This window comes from Acidobacteriota bacterium (assembly GCA_022340665.1).
Lineage (GTDB): Bacteria > Acidobacteriota > Thermoanaerobaculia > Thermoanaerobaculales > Sulfomarinibacteraceae > Sulfomarinibacter.
This window is the reverse complement of record JAJDNM010000034.1, coordinates 34,283-51,493: the sequence shown is the minus strand read 5'-3', so window position 1 is coordinate 51,493 and position 17,211 is coordinate 34,283. Positions and strand designations below refer to the sequence as shown.

17 protein-coding genes and 1 tRNA gene are annotated in these 17,211 nt (G+C 62.0%); 6 read left to right on the top strand and 12 right to left on the bottom strand.

Annotated features, from left to right (window positions below; all coding sequences use genetic code 11):
• On the top strand, positions 1-323 hold a 323-nt coding region (locus tag LJE93_05245), incomplete at its 5' end, for a transposase (protein MCG6948305.1).
• A gap of 99 nt (positions 324-422) precedes the next feature.
• The gene (locus tag LJE93_05240; protein ID MCG6948304.1) at positions 423-563 is read left to right on the top strand and encodes a hypothetical protein; all 141 of its coding nucleotides are present in this window, start codon (positions 423-425) and stop codon (positions 561-563) included.
• A 39-nt stretch (positions 564-602) separates the two neighbouring features.
• On the opposite strand, the gene LJE93_05235 is transcribed toward LJE93_05240, so the two are convergent.
• Positions 603-685 (bottom strand) — tRNA-Leu (locus tag LJE93_05235).
• Between the two features lie 130 nt (positions 686-815).
• Between LJE93_05235 and LJE93_05230 the strand changes: the two genes are divergently transcribed.
• The 3 genes from LJE93_05230 to LJE93_05220 are packed head-to-tail and all read left to right on the top strand — an operon-like array spanning position 816 to position 2,888.
• Positions 816-1,064, top strand: a complete 249-nt coding sequence (locus LJE93_05230) for an AbrB/MazE/SpoVT family DNA-binding domain-containing protein (protein ID MCG6948303.1) — start codon at positions 816-818, stop codon at positions 1,062-1,064.
• Positions 1,065-1,484: a PIN domain-containing protein gene (locus LJE93_05225; protein ID MCG6948302.1), complete on the top strand. Its 420-nt coding sequence runs from the start codon at positions 1,065-1,067 to the stop codon at positions 1,482-1,484.
• 27 nt (positions 1,485-1,511) lie between these two features.
• Positions 1,512-2,888: an FAD-binding oxidoreductase gene (locus tag LJE93_05220; GenBank protein MCG6948301.1), complete on the top strand. Its 1,377-nt coding sequence runs from the start codon at positions 1,512-1,514 to the stop codon at positions 2,886-2,888.
• 157 nt (positions 2,889-3,045) lie between these two features.
• Here the strand turns inward: LJE93_05220 and fusA are convergent, their stop codons facing one another.
• The 10 genes from fusA to LJE93_05170 all read right to left on the bottom strand — a co-directional run bounded on the left by fusA (position 3,046) and on the right by LJE93_05170 (position 13,865).
• Positions 3,046-5,127 carry an elongation factor G gene (gene fusA / locus LJE93_05215; protein ID MCG6948300.1) on the bottom strand — a complete coding sequence of 694 codons (2,082 nt, stop codon included), beginning with the start codon at positions 5,125-5,127 and terminating at the stop codon, positions 3,046-3,048.
• Between the two features lie 44 nt (positions 5,128-5,171).
• A complete protein-coding gene (locus LJE93_05210) occupies positions 5,172-6,080 on the bottom strand; it encodes a phosphoribosylaminoimidazolesuccinocarboxamide synthase (protein MCG6948299.1) in 909 nt (302 codons plus the stop codon).
• Positions 6,081-6,084: 4 nt separating this feature from the next.
• Positions 6,085-6,375 carry a 30S ribosomal protein S20 gene (rpsT, locus tag LJE93_05205; GenBank protein MCG6948298.1) on the bottom strand — a complete coding sequence of 97 codons (291 nt, stop codon included), beginning with the start codon at positions 6,373-6,375 and terminating at the stop codon, positions 6,085-6,087.
• Positions 6,376-6,679: 304 nt separating this feature from the next.
• Positions 6,680-7,516 (bottom strand): tol-pal system protein YbgF, encoded by an 837-nt coding sequence (ybgF, locus tag LJE93_05200; protein ID MCG6948297.1) that lies wholly within the window; start codon positions 7,514-7,516, stop codon positions 6,680-6,682.
• A gap of 10 nt (positions 7,517-7,526) precedes the next feature.
• A complete protein-coding gene (gene pal / locus LJE93_05195) occupies positions 7,527-8,102 on the bottom strand; it encodes a peptidoglycan-associated lipoprotein Pal (GenBank protein MCG6948296.1) in 576 nt (191 codons plus the stop codon).
• A gap of 141 nt (positions 8,103-8,243) precedes the next feature.
• Positions 8,244-8,837, bottom strand: coding sequence for a TrmH family RNA methyltransferase (locus LJE93_05190; GenBank protein ID MCG6948295.1), 594 nt, complete (start codon positions 8,835-8,837; stop codon positions 8,244-8,246).
• 334 nt (positions 8,838-9,171) lie between these two features.
• Positions 9,172-9,603 (bottom strand): cytidine deaminase, encoded by a 432-nt coding sequence (locus LJE93_05185; GenBank protein MCG6948294.1) that lies wholly within the window; start codon positions 9,601-9,603, stop codon positions 9,172-9,174.
• A gap of 77 nt (positions 9,604-9,680) precedes the next feature.
• Positions 9,681-11,768: a FecR family protein gene (locus LJE93_05180; protein ID MCG6948293.1), complete on the bottom strand. Its 2,088-nt coding sequence runs from the start codon at positions 11,766-11,768 to the stop codon at positions 9,681-9,683.
• A 163-nt stretch (positions 11,769-11,931) separates the two neighbouring features.
• The gene (locus LJE93_05175; GenBank protein MCG6948292.1) at positions 11,932-12,636 is read right to left on the bottom strand and encodes a hypothetical protein; all 705 of its coding nucleotides are present in this window, start codon (positions 12,634-12,636) and stop codon (positions 11,932-11,934) included.
• Complete coding sequence (locus tag LJE93_05170; protein MCG6948291.1) at positions 12,633-13,865, bottom strand: PP2C family protein-serine/threonine phosphatase; 1,233 nt, start codon at positions 13,863-13,865, stop codon at positions 12,633-12,635. The genes LJE93_05175 and LJE93_05170 overlap by 4 nt, the downstream gene beginning before the upstream one ends.
• Before the next feature lie 132 nt (positions 13,866-13,997).
• On the opposite strand from LJE93_05170, the gene LJE93_05165 reads away from it, so the two are divergent.
• The gene (locus tag LJE93_05165; protein ID MCG6948290.1) at positions 13,998-14,471 is read left to right on the top strand and encodes a thioredoxin family protein; all 474 of its coding nucleotides are present in this window, start codon (positions 13,998-14,000) and stop codon (positions 14,469-14,471) included.
• A 106-nt stretch (positions 14,472-14,577) separates the two neighbouring features.
• On the opposite strand, the gene LJE93_05160 is transcribed toward LJE93_05165, so the two are convergent.
• Positions 14,578-17,187 (bottom strand): PBP1A family penicillin-binding protein, encoded by a 2,610-nt coding sequence (locus LJE93_05160; protein ID MCG6948289.1) that lies wholly within the window; start codon positions 17,185-17,187, stop codon positions 14,578-14,580.
• Between the last annotated feature and the right edge of the window lie 24 nt (positions 17,188-17,211).

The window sequence follows — 17,211 nt, the reverse complement described above, 5'->3', positions numbered from 1 at the left end:
CTGTCCGAGAGTGGTTGGCTCGGGTCGACGTGAAGACACTGTTCATCGAGCCCGGGAGTCCGTGGGAGAACGGATATATCGAGTCATTCAATGGGAAGCTTCGCGATGAGCTACTGAACGGCGAAATCTTTTTCACCCTGAGGGAGGCGGAGGTGCTGGTCGAAAGATGGAGACAGGAGTACAACACCAGGCGCCCTCACAGCTCGCTGGGGTATCGGCCGCCGGCACCGGAAACCATCGCGATTGCACCTCCCCTAGGGGAGGTGCCATTGCCTCAACCTTGGGATTTGGCTGCTAAGGGCCTAACATTGGGATTGGATTAACAACTTGGGGGCGGGTCACATCGGTGCCACCCTTTGCATCGGTGCCAACCTTTGCAATCACTCATTGTTTATTCCCGAGGAATTCTGAGTAGGTTCGTCATGCAAAAGGTACAGGGACTCACTCGTAATGTTTTGGTGCCGGAGGCGGGGGTCGATCACGGCGAAAGGCAGCCGCAATGGCCGCTGCCGCTGGGCGGATGGTCGGAGGCGGCGTGCGGCCATCGGCTGGCTTCGACGTGAGCTCGTGCGCCTAGCGCACGAGCAACCCTGGCGTTGAAATGCCGGAGCCGGGATTCGAACCCGGACCGCCATACGGCGAGAGGATTTTAAGTCCCCAGCGTCTGCCATTCCGCCACTCCGGCAGGAGGTACCAGCATGATAGCTGGAAACCGGCCGGCATTGTTGAAAAGGCGAATTGTGGGTTCCCTCTGTCTCAGAACAGCAAACTGGTGAATTGTTCACGAAAATCCGGTATTATGATATCATGAATTCATGGAAACTGCGAAATTGGGAAAGCGTGGACAGGTCTCGATACCCAAGGCAGTACTTGACCAGTTGGGGATCGAAGCCGAGGCGATTCTGCTCGTCGAGGCAACTGCAGACGGAGCTATTCTTCTCCGCCCCGCTGGGGTCTATCCGATCGAGATCTACAGCGATGCGCGGGTCGCCGAGTTCATGGAAGAGGACCGAATGACTCCCGAGGAAAGGGAGCACCTCGAAAAGAGGCTCAAGGGTTCTTGAGTGCGCCTCTTTCTCGACGCCAACGTACTGTTCTCTGCCGCTCAAGCGATTGACGGGCGCGCACGGGGACTTTTCAGATTGGCTGAAAACGGATTCTGTGAACTCGTGTCCTCCACGCACGCCATCAATGAGGCCAGACGAAACATCCTGGTCAAACATCCCTCTGCCGCAAATGACCTGGAGGTACTTACCGATCACTTGACGCGAGTGCCAGAGGGTGGACCGGGGCTTGTTTCGTGGGCCACTGGTCACGGTCTTCCCGAGAACGACGCACCGATTCTTGCAGCGGCGGCTGCGGCCGATGCGGATCTTTTGGTGACCGGAGATCGCCGTCACTTCGGCCAGCTGTTTGGGAAAACCGTGGGGAAAGTGCGAGTGGTGCCCTTGCGGGAGGCGCTTCAGCTGGTATCCCGGTCATGATCACGATGGCCGAGACCCGCACGAATCATGCCAGCCGCTAACGTCGTGATTTGTGGCGCTGGGATCGCCGGGATCTCAACCGCCTGGCAGCTGGCGGTCAAGCACGGGGTGCGAAACGTGGTGCTGGTGGACGAGCGACCGCCCATGAGCCTGACCTCTGACAAGTCGACCGAGGCCTACCGCAACTGGTGGCCGGGGCCGGACGACTCCATGGTGCGGATGATGAATCGCTCGATCGACCTCCTCGAGGAGCTGGCGATGGCGAGCGACAACCGCTTCCTGATGAACCGGCGCGGCTATCTCTACGCGACCTCCAACCAGGAGCAGGCCGAGAAGATGCGGGAGGCCGGAGTCCTCGCCTCGAGCTACGGCGCGGGACCGCTGCGGATCCACGGCCGCAGCCGCGGGCGACTCGACTATCAGCCCGCTCTGTCCCAGGGCTGGGAGCAGCCACCGGACGGGGCCGACCTGATCCTCGATGAGGAACTAATCCACGAGGCCTTCCCCTGTCTCGCGCCGGAGACGGTTGCAGTCCTGCACGCCCGACGCTGCGGCTGGTTTTCCGGCCAGCAGCTCGGGATGCTGCTGCTGGAAGAGGCCAGGGCCGCGGGCGTCGAGGTGATCGAGGGCCGGGTCGAGTGGATCGAGACGGCGGGTCGCCGGGTGTCCTCGGTGCAGGTCGGGACTGCCAGTGGGATCACGTCGATCTCGACCCCCCGGTTCGTGTTGGCCGCCGGCCCGATGCTGAAAGAGGTTGGTGCCCTGCTCGGTCTCGAGCTGCCGGTCTTCTCCGAGCTCCACCTCAAGGTGTCGATCGAGGACCACCTCGGCGTGGTGCCGCGTGGTGCTCCGTTCATGATCTGGGAGGATCCACAGCAGCTCGACTGGACTGACGAGGAATGCGAGTTCATTGCCGGGTTGCCCGACGGCGAGATCCTGGCGGGCGAGATGCCGCCGGGAGTCCACGCCCGAATCGAAGGTGGAGGAGAGAGCCGGCACCTGCTGATTCTGTGGCCCTACCATCTCGATCCGGTGGCGGAGAACTTCCCGCTGCCGATCCCGGACCACTACGCGGAGATCTGCCTGCGCGGGATCTCGACCATGATTCCCGGCCTCGGAGCCTATGTCGAGAGAATGCCGAAATCATATGTCGACGGCGGCTACTACACCAAAACGAATGACAACCGGCCGCTCGTCGGGCCGCTGCCGATCGAGGGAGCCTTCGTGCACGGTGCGCTTTCGGGTTATGGGCTGATGGCATCGGCGGCGACCTCGGAGCTGGTGGCGGCGCATATCGTCGGAGGAGAGCTGCCGGACTACGCGCCCGCCTTCCACCCCACTCGCTTCGAGGACGAGGAGTATCTGGCGAAGATTGCCGATTGGGACGACGACACCCAGCTGTGAAGCGAAAACGTTGAAAGGTTCAACGTTCAAACGTTTTGACCTGGCCCGCATTATCCATGAGATCTCTACTGCGGGCTGACAAGAAAACCGCCCTCCGTTTCACGGGAGGACGGGTGGGAATTCCTCATTCCTCATTCCGGATTCCGGATTCCGGATTCTAGTCCTCGTCCTCCTCCTCGTCCTTGGCCGCCGCAGCCACAATCTTGTCCTGCAGCTGCTTAGGCACCTGGGCATACTCGGCGAACTCCATGTGGTAGTCGCCGCGGCCCTGGGTGATCGAACGGAGAGTCGGCGCATAGGTCAGCATTTCGGCCAGCGGCACCTGCGCATTGACGGTTGTCGTACCGTCCCCGGAGTCCATGCCCTGGACCTTGCCGCGGCGCGAGTTGAGATCGCCCATCACATCGCCGAGGTTGTCTTCGGGCGCGTAGACCGCGATCTGCATGATCGGTTCGAGGAGGATCGGCTTGCACTGGTTGGCGGCCTCCTTGAAGGCCTTGCGGCCGCAGATCTTGAAGGCCATTTCGGACGAGTCGACCGAATGTTCCTTGCCGTCGAGCAGGGTGACCTTGAAGTCGACCATCGGGTAGCCCGCGAGGACACCGCGTTCGGCCGCTTCCTGAACGCCCTTGTCCACCGCCGGGCGATAACCCTGGGAAATCGAACCGCCGAAGATCTTGTCGACGAACTCGTAGCCCTGTCCTTTGTTGGGCTCCATCTTGATCGCGCACTGGGCGAACTGGCCGGCACCGCCGGTCTGCTTCTTGTGGCGGGTGGTGACCTCTGCCGAGCCGGTGATGGTCTCGCGATAGGGGACCTTCGGTTGATGGAGTACGACGTTGACGTTGTAACGTTTCTTGAGCCGACCGACCATGACTTCGACGTGAAGCTGGCCGGCGCCCGAGATCAGCATCTCCTTGGTTTGCGGGTCTCGGCCAACCGTGATGGTCGGGTCTTCGTCGCGGATCCTGGCCAGGGCAGGCCCGAGCTTGTTCTCATCGTTTTTGGATCCGGCTTCAAGAGCGAAGCTGATTGCAGGCTCCGGAATCGGCACCGGCTCGATGACGATAGCTTTCTTGATCTCGCACAGGGTATCGCCGGTGTGGGTCTCCTTGAGCTTGGGCACGGCGCCGATGTCGCCCGGGGCGAGCTCGGTAACATGCTCGAGATCCTTGCCCTGCGGCGCCGACAGACCGCCGAGCTTCTCGGTCGCGCCGTTGATTGCGTTACTGACGTTCGCATCAGATGCCACGCCGCCGCTGAATACCCGCAACAGCGTGATGCGACCGGCAAACGGATCGGAGATGGTCTTGAAAACGTACGCAGCGAAGGGTGCGTCCTTCGAGACCGCAAGTTCCTGGTCTTCGCCGTCGACCGTCGCCTTGACAGGCCGCCAGTCTGGAGAGGGCACGAGATCGGTGAGCCCGTTCATCAAAGGCTGCACGCCGATATTCTTGCCGGCAGCGAGCGCGAAGACGGGGAAGAGCTCGCGCGCGGTGATTGCCTTTTTGAGGCCGCCCGCGAAGGTTTCGGCGTCGAGTTCGCCCGCCTCGAGGTATGCCTCCATCAGATCCTCGTCCTGCTCGGCAACCATTTCCATCAGAGCTTCCCGCGCCGACGCCACCTCGTCTGCCATATCGGCGGGGATGTCTCCTTCGGTAGCGTTGCCGCTCTCATCGTGTTCCCAGTTGAATGCCTTGCCGCTGACCAGGTCCACGACTCCGGTGAAGCTCGACTCCGCGCCGATCGGCAGCTGCAGCGGCGTCACTTCGCGGCCGTACTTTTTCTGCAGCGAGTCGAGGGTGCGCGAGAAGGACGCCCTGTCCCGATCCATCTGATTGATCGCGAAGAGCACGGGCAGATCGAATCCGGCAGCTGCCTTCCACATCTTCTCCGTCTGGACCTCGACACCACCGACCGCAGAGATCATCATCAGGGCGGCGTCGGCCACCCTCAGCCCCTGGATCGCGTCGGTGGTGAAGATGCCGTACCCCGGCGTATCGATCAGGTTGACCTTCTTCCCATTGTGCTCGAAGTGGGCGACAGCAGTGCTGATCGTGATCTTCCGGTCGTGCTCGTCCTCATCGAAATCCGTCGTGGTGTTGCCGTCATCCACCTTGCAAAGCCGGTTGACGGCTCCACTGTCGAAGAGCAATGCCGAAACCAGGGAGGTCTTGCCGGTGTCGGAGTGACCCACCACTGCCACATTGCGAATGTTCTCGGTCGCATACACGGTCATGGGAATCTCCTCTGCTCGTCGGGTAGTGCCCGAAGAATGCTGTCTCAGTCTTTTGCCGCCGCCAAAACCAGGTCTTCTCCCGTCAGCAGGCGATAGGCCTCACGATAGCGGGACAGGGTGCCCTCGACCACTTCGGGCGGAAGGGTCGGGGCGGGCGGTTCCTTGTCCCACCCGCTGGCCTCGAGCCAGTCGCGCACGTACTGCTTGTCGAATGAAGCCTGCGACCGCCCGGCCTCGTAGTCGTCGGCCGGCCAGAAGCGTGACGAATCGGGAGTCAGGGCTTCGTCCATCCAGACAATCCGCCCATTCTCATCGAACCCGAACTCGAACTTCGTGTCGGCAATCAGGATGCCGCGATCGCGCGCGTACTCGGCCGCCGCGGCGTAGAGCTCGAGCGTCAGGTCGCGAAGGCTGGTCGCGGTCTCTTTGCCGACGATCTCCACCATCCGCTCGAAGCTGATGTTTTCGTCGTGGCCATCGCTGGCCTTGGTCGCCGGCGTGAATATCGGCTCAGGGAGCTTGGCCGACTCGGTCAGCCCCGGCGGCAGTTCGATGCCGCACACGGTGCCGTCAGCCTGGTACTCCTTCCACCCGGAACCGGCGAGGTAGCCACGCGCGACGCACTCGACCGGAATCGGCTCGAGCTTCCGCGCCAGGACACTCCGCCCGGCGAGCTCGGGATGGGCGCTGAACGGCTCCGGAAAATCGGTCAGCTCGGTGGCGACAAGATGGTTCGGAACGCGGTCAGCAAATCGCTGGAACCAGAAGGTGGAAAGCCGGGTGAGAATCTCGCCCCGTCCGGGGATACCCGGCGACAGCACACTGTCGAACGCGCTGATACGGTCCGTCGCCACCAGGATCAGAGCCTGGTCGGTGGCATAGATGTCGCGGACCTTGCCCCGGCTCACCAGGTTTCCGGAAGGGATGGAGGTGGTGAGCAGGGCCTGACTCATCGCCTCAAGCTTTCGCGCCCGAGATCACCGCCTGGGCCTGCTTCGCCATGCGGGATTTATATCGGGCCGCAGTGTTGCGGTGGAACACGCCCTTGCGCCAGCCGACGTCGATGATCGACATCGTTTCGGGCAGGAGTTTCTCTACCGTTTTCTTGTCACCCTCGGCGATGGCGGCTCGCATCAGCCGCATCTGCCGACGCACGCGCGTGCGAACCGATCGGTTCCGCATCCGCCGCTCGAGAGACTGGCGGTGGCGCTTACGCGCTTGCTTCTTCGTGCCTTTGATCGTAGCCATCGAAACACTCCTTCGTCACGTCCCGCGCGGCGCGCGCGGCACTGGGTCGGACATGATAGCGGAAACGTCGAAATTAGGCTAGTGCTGGCTGTATTTTCACCGATTGGCAGCCGGGAGGCGCGATTCTGGATGCTGGATGCTGGATGCTGGATGCTCGATGCTGGATACTCGATGTTGGATGTTGGATATTGGATGGCAACAGTTCGGTTTTCTCAAAATCAACGCGTCCAGGGGTGGACAGGCGGATCCAGTATCCAGAATCCAGCATCCAGTATCCAGTATCCAGTATCCGATGGTGGACACGTCAGCGGATGGTGAGCCCGAGAGAGCGCAGCTGCTCGCGCGCGAGATCCGCTTCGCGAGTACCCGGATGTTCGTAGACCACGTACTGAAGGTTGACCACACCCTGCCCCTGGTCACCCATCTTGAGGTAGATCAGGCCCTTTTTGAGCTGAGCCGCTGCCGCCTTGTCGGAGGTCGGATAATCTTCCAGGACCTGGGTGAAGGTGTCGAGGGCTTCCTGGGGCTTCTCCTGCGCATCCTGACACTCGCCAACCCAATAAAGGGCATTGTCGGTGAGCTCGGTGTTGGGCCAGCGCCGCATGTATTCGCGGAAGCCGTCTGCTGCGAGATCGTAATTGCCCCGCATATAGTCCTCGTAGGCCGAGCGGTAGAGCGCGTCCGGGCTCGTGCCGGCGGTGCCCGCCATTGTCGGAGTGGACTGTTCGGTATTGGCGGCAGTCGAACCCTCGCCACCCCCACCCGGGACCACCGTCACCGGAGGCAGCACGACGCCGGTACCGCCCTGAGCCCGCGCCGCGGCCAACTCCTGCGATATGGCCTGCAAGCGCCTGGTCGTAATTTCGAGGCTGGCGTGCAGGGCCTCGATCTGCTCCTGCAGCTCCTCGACCTTGAGAGCGAGATCGGCGTTGGAACGGAGATTCTTTGTCGTCATCTCCTCCATCGATCGCTCCATGCTCTGCAGATCCGACTGATCGAGAACCTCGGTTTGAAGACTGTCAACCGACCGCTGGACATCCGTGATCTCCCGATGCAGAAGTGCCATGTCCTCCGACGAGGTACAGGCGGCAAGCGGAACCAGGAACGCGATGCCGACGACGAGAAGAACTCTTGGATACATGATCTCGCTCCTATCGCGCAACGATCACGAAGTGGGAACGACGGTTGAGCTTCCACGCGCCCTCGTCGTGCCCCTGAGCAAATGGTCGCTCCTCCCCATATGAAATGGTCTGGATTCGCTGTGGCGCGATGCCGAGAAAGACCAGGTAGTCTCGCACTGCACTCGCTCGACGTTCGCCCAGCGCGAGGTTGTACTCGCGGGTGTTTCGTTCGTCGCAATGACCCTCGACGAGAATCGAAATCGTGGAGTGCCTTTGCAACCACGCCGCATTCTCGGCCAGCGCATCTCGCCCGGACGCGGTGAGATCGAATCGGTCGGTGTCGAAGAAGACGTCCGCCAAATAACCCCTCGCGTTGAGCTGTGCGATGTCATCGGGCAGCTCCTCCGTGACCTCCTCGGACACGATTGTCTCGGTCACCGGCTCGTGCACGACCTCTTCAGCCACAGCATCGGCATCCGGAGTCGGCACCGGAGTCGGCTGAGGCGGGGGCGCGTCCATCTTTGGGCTGCTGCTTTTGCAGGCACCGAGCGAAAACGCCAAAATGATTATCAGGGCGGTAGCTGCCAAACGTGTCGCATCACGCATTGATGCCTCCTTGGCCCGGTCTTGTCGCCGGGTGTCTATTGCGGGCGGCGCTGTTGTCTTCGATACAAATCGACTTTGCCTGTGCGGGCCCACTTTAGCAGGCCGTCACAGCACGAACAACCGATCCTGACGACCGACGATTCATCCTGTGTGATCCCCGTCATCCCGGTCTCCCACGTCCTCGACGAGACCTCCGTCCGGTCGGGCGAGTCGCCCGGTTTTGTTCAGCTTTGCGAGGTAGTCGTACGCGACGATCGAGCCCGCGACCGCCAGGTTGAGAGAGGGCACGAGTCCCCATTGGGGGATCTGAACCACGAGCGCCGCTTCTTCGAGAAGTTGCTCGGGCACGCCACCGAGCTCTGCGCCGAGAAGGAAGCACGGCCGGTCCGGATACTCGGCATCGAAGATGCTGACGGAGCGCTGATCGAGCTCCACCGCCACCAGGTTCCATCGTTGTGCTTGCAGGTGGGCCCTGAATGCTTCCAGCCCGGCCAGCTGTCTGACGGTGGTGTAGAGCTCGGATGTACGGGCGGCCTCGACGTTCCACTCCCGTTCACCAACCAGGATGACCTCCTCAGCCGCCACCGCGTGAGCCGTGCGAACCAGCGAGCCCACGTTGTGCTCCTTGGAGATTTCCCAGGCTGCAATTGCCATCGGCCGGAGACCCCGCCGATATTCCTCGCGCCGCCGTTCGCGGCGAGCTAGCCGCCGTTCCATGGCGAGTCGATGCTTCATATCGGTCACGGCAATTCCCCCGGCAGTTTCGCACGGCGTTACTGCCGGGGGAATTGCAGAAATAACGAAATCCCGCGTGGAGCGGGATTTCGTCGCGGCGGGTGTGCCCGCCCGGACCTTTTCAGGGGGTATCGCGGCTGTGAGGTCCGTCAAACACCCGCGGTCCCTGAGGACCCTTCCAATATGGAACCGGGAAACCGCCGTGTCAAGGGGGGTAAATCGGGGAAATTTTCCGGTTCCACTTCAGCACGGCGACGCGCGTTTTGTGGTCGCAAAACGGCCGTACTTTCGCGAATTTTGAATTCTCAATTTTGAGTTATGAATTACGGACGCCCTACGGGCTTCGTGACTCGAGGTTCTTCCGAAGAGATTCCGGGGTGAAGGCGTCGGGGAGGAGATCGCTGACAGTGGTCAGGATTCGCTTGCCGGCCGGATTGGCGAGAATCACCGGGAAATCCCCGAACTCGATCAGCACCTGCCGACAGGCGCCACACGGGGAGGTCGGTGGGTCGGTATCGGTGACGACCGCCAGGCCGTCGATGCGTCCCGCACCTGCCGCCGCCGCCGCCGAAATCGCGTTCCGCTCGGCACAGACGCTGAGGCCGTAGGATGCATTCTCGACGTTGCACCCCACGTGCACCCGACCTTCGCCATCGAGAACAGCAGCCCCGACCGTGAACCGCGAATAGGGAGCGTGAGCTTTTTCGCGCACCATCGAAGCAGCGTGAACCAGGCGGTCGATCATCGTTTCATCGAGATCCGACATGCAGCAACTATACCGCGACTGGACGCACTAAAGCCGGAGGGTCCGCCGTGATGCGAATAATTGTTTCAGCTTGCGCGTCAGCGTTTTCTGGCCCCCGAGCTCTTCGTCGAGGAACCGCCCGACGGGCGGCTGCTTCCGGCCGACGACCGGGAGCCGCCGCTGGAGGACCGGCTGCCACTGGCGGACGACCTCGAGCTGCCACCGCTCGAACGGCTCGTACCCGCTGTCGATCGCGAGCCGGCGGAGCGGGACCCGCTCACGGAACTCGACCGCGGAGAGCTACTGCGACCAGAGCTGCTGCCGACCGAGCTCGGCGCTCGGGTGGTCGACCTGCCGGTTGCCGAAGTGCGAGAGGTCGAGGTGGTCGGCCGGCTATAGACCGAGGATCGTGAACCGGGGACGATAACCGGACGTGCCGAATCCACGCTGCGCGATCGGGTCTGCGGTTGAACCAGCTGTCTCGAACCGCTCGAGGTGCCGGGTGTAGAGGCCGATCCGGAGCTTTTCTCGCCGCTTTCGCCGTACATCGTCGGCCGGTAACGGTTGGGCTGCGCAAGACGCGAGGCGGTCGATGTCTCGAGAGCAGACCCCACTGCCAACGACCGCCGTAGAGAGTCGGCCTTGCGACTGACCGCCGCGGCTTCGACCGATCGCCGGCCGATGTCCGCAACCGTCGTCGGCCGGGCGAGCCGCCGCACGGCATCAGGATTGGCGGATTCGTCGCGTGCCATCAGGGCGGACACGTCTGTCGGGTTTCTTGTCTCGACCCCACGGAACACGCGCTCGAGCTCCGTCGAGGGTTTGGCACGCGACGGCGACCTCGTCGCCAACGGACCGGTCATGACGACGCCCATCTGATCGCCTTCAGCAGGCATCACACGTCGACCGGAAGACGCGAGACGAGTCAGGTTGGGGCTCGCGAAATCCTCTTGCCGGACAGCTGTCCAGCCTCTTCGATCGACAGATGCCATGCGGACCCTGCCGTTGATATCGACCGCGGCTTGCGATGCGTGCGGGTTCGGGTTCTCTCCGGTCAATCCGGTGACGCGTTTGTCCGCTCTTCGTGGCGGAATCACGTCCCTCCGTGGAACTGCACTACCGCCACCGCCGCCGGGATACGGAGGACGATAAGGCGGCGAGTGGCCGGGGTAGTAGCCACCGTAGTAATTCCAATACCAATTGTTGTAGTAGCCGTAGGGGCACCAGCCAACGTAGCCCGGCCACCACACCCAGTTCACCCACGCGGGCGACCAGTAGCCGCCCCAGGCCCACACCCAACCGAACCCGACTGAAAAGTGCCACGATCCGTAGTGGTAGGGCAGCCAGCCCCACGGTTCGTACGACAGCCACGACCACCCGGTCGGCGTCCAGTACCAGCGACCGGCCCGATAGGGCGCCCAATCGACACCGACTGTCGGCTGCCACGCCCAGGAGTTGATGGAGTCGACGTAGATCCAGCTCCCGTAGTTGTCCAGCTGAGCAGCCTGCCGCGAGTACCGAAGATCGACGTGCTGGGAGCTCTCTCCACCAGGGATCTGTCGCCTCATGTCCACCCAGGCCGCGAAATCGTCGCTCCAGAAAACCTGGTTCTCGCTCCGCTGCACTGCTCCCGCCCCGACCTCGGCCGACGACTGTGCGCGAATCAGGACGCCACCCGAGGAGGTGACCGCTTCGGCGAGACCGTCCATGACTTCGACTCGCAGCCCGCCGTTCGGCAATGCCCGCACGCGGTAGAGCCCACGCGCGTCGAGATAAACGGTGGCGGCACGCCCGTCGATCCGGATCGGTTTGTCGGAGAGGTCGAACTCCGTGATTTCGAGAATGATCGAGCCTTCGGCAAGGTACATCACGCTGCGATCGGAACCGGAATCCCGGCTGAACGCGACTGCGTCGAGACTCAAGGTTGTGTACTCATCCAGCCACACGGTGTTTCCGTCGGCAAGGATGATCTCCATTCTCGCTTCACGAGCGGTGTCCACGCGGTCTCCTCCGACCAGGGGCATGTTGATGACCGCCTCGAGACTCTCTTCCTGATTGGCCGGTTGGACCGTCGCGTAGCGCTCGAGATACGAGATGTAGCTCAGCGAGGTCATTTCGTCCTCAGCAGAGGCCATCGAAACGCCGCCGAGTGCGAGCAGCAACCCCGCGATCAGGACCTTTTTCATCTTCCACCTCCCGGTCGACCCCTAAAAGTGCAATTGTGGTGCCAAAAGAAGCCGATTTGGGATTTCGGATTCTGGAATTGGGATTTACCACCGCCCACCGTCCCTGAGTACTGGAGGTGAAAGGGAATTGAGAATTGAGAATCAAGAATTGAGAATTCTTAGATCACTCTCGCTGCAGCTTCCGCATCTCGGAAACCTGCTGTGTCTGGCGCACCTTGACGAGGGTGCCCGCGGGATAGAAACCGCCACGGATGCTCGCGTTGGTATAGGTCACCGAGCCAGGGCCCATCAGAACACCTGGGTTGAGAACGGTATTGCAGCCAGTCTTGCAGCCATCCCCGAGGATAGCGCCAAACTTTCTCAGCCCCGTGTGGTGGGTCTCGCCGCCCGCCGAAAAGCTGACCTCGCGACCGACGTTCTTGACGTTCGAGCAAATCGTGCCCGCACCGAGGTTGACGTCTCGGCCCAGAATCGTATCGCCGACGTACGCCTGGTGCGGAGCCTTGGCGCCCGGGAACAGAATCGACCCCTTGACCTCGCTGTGGGCACCGACCAGGCTGCCGGCTGTCAGGATCACATTCTGCCGAACGTAGGCCCCGGTCCGGATCTGGACGTTCTCCTCCAGAATCGCCGGCCCGATGATGACTGCTCCAGGCTCGATCGAGCAACCGGATGCAATGGCGATTCGATCACCCAGGAGATGTACCCCGGCTGGCAGGTCGATGTTGATGCTCCAGTCCGTCCAGGATTCGAGGTAGCCACTCAGCTTCTTGCCGAGGGCCGCCCACACCGGTTCTTCGGGAGCCATAAGGTCCGGATGGGAGAAGCCGGCGAGGTCGAAGAAGGCTGCGGGTCCGAAGTCGATCATGCCGGTATCTCCTCGATTTCTGGTGCGTGCCGTTTAATGACCACAAGGGTCTGATCGTCCGCCGGTGGTGAGACTGCGGCGAACTCCTCGACGTCCGAAAAAACTCGATCGACGATCGCGATCGGGTCGAGGTGGCGAGCAGCTCTCATTGCGCTCACCAAACGCTCTTCGCCATACTCATCGCCGTCGGGCTCGCCGGCTGCCTCCGTGATGCCGTCGGTGTAGAGTGCCATCAGGTCCCCCGGATCGAGCTGATCGATGCCGAAGCTATAGCGCGCATCCGCGCTCGGCCCGAGTATCATTCCTCCCGCTCGTAAAAACGAGACCGATCCGTCCGCCCGCATCAGCACCGCCGGGGGATGCCCGGCGTTGCAGAATATGATCCTGCCGTCGAGGTTCATTTCGGCCAGGAACAGTGAAACGAATTTGGTCGCCAGCCGACTGCGGTGAATGATCTGGTTGAGGCGGGCGACTGTACGAGTCAGCTTGAATTCCCTGGCAAGACCCATTCGAAGCCCGGTGAAAACATCGCGCACCTGGAGAGCAGCCGGGAGACCGTGCCCGGTGGCGTCGGCGACCGCCACGGCAAAGACATCATCGTCGAGAGTGATGACGTCGTAGAAGTCTCCACCGACAACTTCCGCCGCCACCGTTCGCGCGGCGATCTCGAAGTCTCCAGGCTGCGGAAGCTGGCGCGGAAGGATCGAGGTCTGGATCTGCCGCGCCTCTTCGACCAGCTCGTTCACCCTCTCTTCACGCAGCTTCTGGTTGACCGCGAGTCGGATGATGTTGAGGGTTGAGACGAGGTCTTCGTGATCTCCGCCAGCCGGCTCGACGTCGAAAGAGAGAACATACCGCCCATCTGCGACGGCCACTGCCGCGAACCATTCGCGCGTTCCGAGGTCCGCCTCGAGCCGTTGGTCGAGGCGGGGGTCGTCCCGCCGCATGACCACCGAACCGACGTCGAGTAAACGATCGAACGGCGGATAGGTCTTCCAGACCCGCAATCCGATCGGATCCCTGGATGCGTCGCCGAAGGTTTCGACCAGCTCGAAACTGCCGTCATCCTGCGCGTAGATCCGGCCTCCCTTGATTCCGAGATCTTCCGCAAAACTGTCGGCGATGAAATCAGCTGCGAGGTGGATTGTCTCCAGCGGTGTCGACCCGAGTGAAATCGTCTCGAGCGCACTTTCTATACGACGAAACAGCGAAATCGAGGGTCGTGGCACGGGCGGATCATGTCACGGGATCAAATCGGGCGCAAGGCCGTAACTTCAGGCTTCGGAATATCATAGAAGCGTATAGCCAAAAGGTGATATACTCACGCCAACCGGCCGAAAGGACGGCCCTGGAGGAGCATCGTGAAGAGTATCGGACAGCGCACATTTCTCATTCTCGCCGCCGCGGCCCTCGTGGCGTCATCCGCCTGCAACCGTTCCGAGCCGGTGGCGCAAGGGCCGGTCGACACCGTCAGCAACCACCGCACCGTTGCCGTGAAGTGGGAGAAGGACCTCCCGGCGGCGCTCGAACGCGCGAAGGACGAGGGCAAGCCGGTGCTCGTCAATTTCTATGCCGACTGGTGCGTTTGGTGCAAGCGTCTCGAGTCGACAACACTCAGCGATGCCAGGGTGGCCTCGTTTCTCCAAGACCAGGTCGTGCCGTTGAGCCTGGATGTCGAAGGCGATGGCCGCGCACTCTCCGACCAGTATCGGGTCGACGGTCTCCCGACGGTCATCGTTCTGGACGGCAGTGGTCTGGAAATCGGCCGAATTCCAGGTTACATGCCTCCGGACAGCTTCCTCGAGGCCGTCGAGGGATTTCTGCAGGAAAGCTGACGGTTGAAAACTGAATTCTGAATTCTGAATTCTCAATTTTGAGCTCCCGCCCACCGACGCAGGACGGGAGGTGGGGTGGGAATTCCTCATTCCTCATTCCGAATTCCTAATTTGTTTCGTCCGTTTCAGGTCTCCTCACTCCCATTTTGAGTCGGCGCTTTTCGGCAGCGTAGGGACCTTCATCGGTGGCGATGCGTTCCAACTCCGCCTGCTGCTCCGGTGTCGGCGTCGGTCGAAGCCGATCGTCTGCAAAACCGATCGCCTCCATGGTCGGCATCGGCTCTCCCGGCTTGGGTGAGTAATACGACAGCTGGAACGGCCACGGAAGATTGATGATCTCCCCCATCTCCTCGTTGCACGGGTCGATCGGTTCGGTACCATCGAGGAACGCTTCGAGAATCACCTCTTGCTGGTGGCTGCACGGCGGCACCGCGCGCTCTCCGGTGGCCGCGTCCACCGGCGTGAAGACGATTCCTGGCGGCACCTGAAAATCCTCCGCCAGCTCTTCCGGGGTGAGCGTGTCCAGGTAATTTGTCATGAAGTCATTCCAGATCGGCTGTGCGGCCATGGCTCCGGTCATCTTCTTGGCAATCGGCGCCTTGAGGTCACGGCCAACCCAGACCCCGACCGTGACGCGCGGCGAAAAGCCCACGAACCACGCATCAGAGTAGAGATCGGTCGTGCCGGTCTTGCCGGCGAGATTGGCTTCGAACCGGGCAGCGCTATTGCCGGTACCGTGCTGGATGACGCCCCGCAGCATGTACAGTCCCAGGTACGTCACCGCCTCTGACATGACGCGCTCGGTATGTGGGAAGAACTGCTCCTGCAGGCGCCCGTCACGGTCGTAGACCTCGGCGATGTAGAACGGCTCCGGCACCTCGCCGAGATTGGCGATCCCCGAGTAGGCGCGCACCAGATCGATCAAGCGGACTCCGAGCGACCCAAGCGCCAGCGAGGGGTATGGATGGAGTTCGGTGCTGATTCCAAACTTCCGTGCGGTTTCGACCACCGACCGACTGCCCGCCAGTTGCTGCAGCTTGACCGCGGACGCGTTGTAGCTGAGCTCGAGGGCTCGCCGCAGGGTCGTAATGCCGTAATATTTTTCGTAGTAGTTTTTCGGGCAATATGTGAGCTCTCCATTACTGTCGGGGAGCAGAAACGGCGCGTCGAACACGGTGTCGGCCGGCGTGAATCCGTGCTCGAAGGCTGTCAGATAGACGAACGGTTTGAAGGCCGAGCCACATTGCAGTTCTGACTGGACCGCACGGTTGAACTCGGAGCGTTCGAAGTCGAACCCGCCGACAAGAGCCAGGATCGCGCCCGACCGGTTGTCCAGAGCGATCAAGGCGCCCTCGACCTCGGGTTCCTGGAGCAACCCGACCGAGAGCACAGCCTCGGGATCCTCGGGCAAGGGATCGGGCAGTTTGACGAAGACCAGATCCCCGGTCTTCAGGATCCTCTTGAGAGAGTTCGAGCGCGTCCATTTCGCGGACCCGAGACCAAGCTCGGCGGCGCGGTCACCGATTCGCAGATTCGCCTTTCGCGTCGACACCTCCTGAACAACGGCATGCACCATCGCACCGGGGACCAGCTCCAGGTTCTCCCAGCTCGGATGCTGGTACGCACCCACGTCCTCGAGCTCGCTATCTACGAGGACGTTCGGCGGACGACGGTATCCAATGTAGGTCATCTCCAGATTGACGAGCCCTTCGCGAACGGCCCGCTCCGCCTCTGCTTGCAGCTTCGAATCCATCGTCAGATGGACCTGAAGGCCGCTGGTGTAGAGGGCGTCGGTTCCATATCGGCGCTCGATCTCCTGCCGGGTCATCTCGAGAAAGTAGGCGCCGGTCTCCACCTGCTCGCGGTGCAGGTCGACTCCCAGGTCCTGCGCAATCGCCTCCTCGTACGCCTCTCGATCGATGAATCCAAGCTCGAGCATCCGCGCGAGGACCTTATTGCGCCGCTCGAGCGCGTTCTCCGGCCGCCGGATCGGGTCGAACAGATTGTTGGCGCTCGGAATCATCCCGGCCAGAAGCGCGGCCTCCGCCAGCGTGAGCTCCGCGGCCGGTTTCTCGAAATATAGGTTGGACGCCGCCTCCACCCCGTAGGCGCCGTGGCCGAGGAAGATCTGGTTGGCGTACATGGTCAAAATTTGATCTTTCGAGTAGCGTTTCTCGATGTCCATCGCGAGGAGCGCTTCCTTGACCTTGCGGCCGATCGTGCGTTCGCGCTTGAGAAACAGGTTGAGCGCCAACTGCTGGGTCAGGGTCGACGCGCCACCTCTCGAACCGATCCGACGATCCAACAAGCTGTACCACGCGGCACGCATGATCGCCTGCGGATCGACTCCTCCGTGCGAGAAGAAGTCGGCGTCCTCGATTGCCACCACCGCCAGCTTGAAGTGCTCGGGGATTTCCTCCGGGCGAAGCACGAAGCGCTGTTCGAGAGCGTAGGACGCGACCTGCTGGCCGTCGGCGGCGTAGATCTGGGTCGTCGCGGCAGGCTCGAAGGTGTCCAGCAGATCGACCTGCGGCACGCGCAGAAACTGGGCAATCGCCCACCCTCCGACGGCACCCACCAGGCAGCCGGCAACCGCCGCCCACAGCAGCACGATCGCGAGGGACATCCAGCTCTTGCCGGACGTCAGTTTCCTGAACACCCCAGTGATGCTCTTCGGCGGTGTCTTTCCCGCAGGAACGGTCTTCTTCCTGATCACGGGTGGACTTTAGCAGATGCGGTG

Coding starts and splice junctions, on each gene's coding strand:
- LJE93_05240 (MCG6948304.1), top strand. CDS start 423: ATGCAAAAGGTACAGGGACTCACTCGTAATGTTTTGGTGCCGGAGGCG.
- LJE93_05230 (MCG6948303.1), top strand. CDS start 816: ATGGAAACTGCGAAATTGGGAAAGCGTGGACAGGTCTCGATACCCAAG.
- LJE93_05220 (MCG6948301.1), top strand. CDS start 1,512: ATGCCAGCCGCTAACGTCGTGATTTGTGGCGCTGGGATCGCCGGGATC.
- fusA (MCG6948300.1), bottom strand. CDS start 5,127: ATGACCGTGTATGCGACCGAGAACATTCGCAATGTGGCAGTGGTGGGT.
- LJE93_05210 (MCG6948299.1), bottom strand. CDS start 6,080: ATGAGTCAGGCCCTGCTCACCACCTCCATCCCTTCCGGAAACCTGGTG.
- rpsT (MCG6948298.1), bottom strand. CDS start 6,375: ATGGCTACGATCAAAGGCACGAAGAAGCAAGCGCGTAAGCGCCACCGC.
- ybgF (MCG6948297.1), bottom strand. CDS start 7,516: ATGTATCCAAGAGTTCTTCTCGTCGTCGGCATCGCGTTCCTGGTTCCG.
- pal (MCG6948296.1), bottom strand. CDS start 8,102: ATGCGTGATGCGACACGTTTGGCAGCTACCGCCCTGATAATCATTTTG.
- LJE93_05190 (MCG6948295.1), bottom strand. CDS start 8,837: ATGAAGCATCGACTCGCCATGGAACGGCGGCTAGCTCGCCGCGAACGG.
- LJE93_05185 (MCG6948294.1), bottom strand. CDS start 9,603: ATGTCGGATCTCGATGAAACGATGATCGACCGCCTGGTTCACGCTGCT.
- LJE93_05180 (MCG6948293.1), bottom strand. CDS start 11,768: ATGAAAAAGGTCCTGATCGCGGGGTTGCTGCTCGCACTCGGCGGCGTT.
- LJE93_05175 (MCG6948292.1), bottom strand. CDS start 12,636: ATGATCGACTTCGGACCCGCAGCCTTCTTCGACCTCGCCGGCTTCTCC.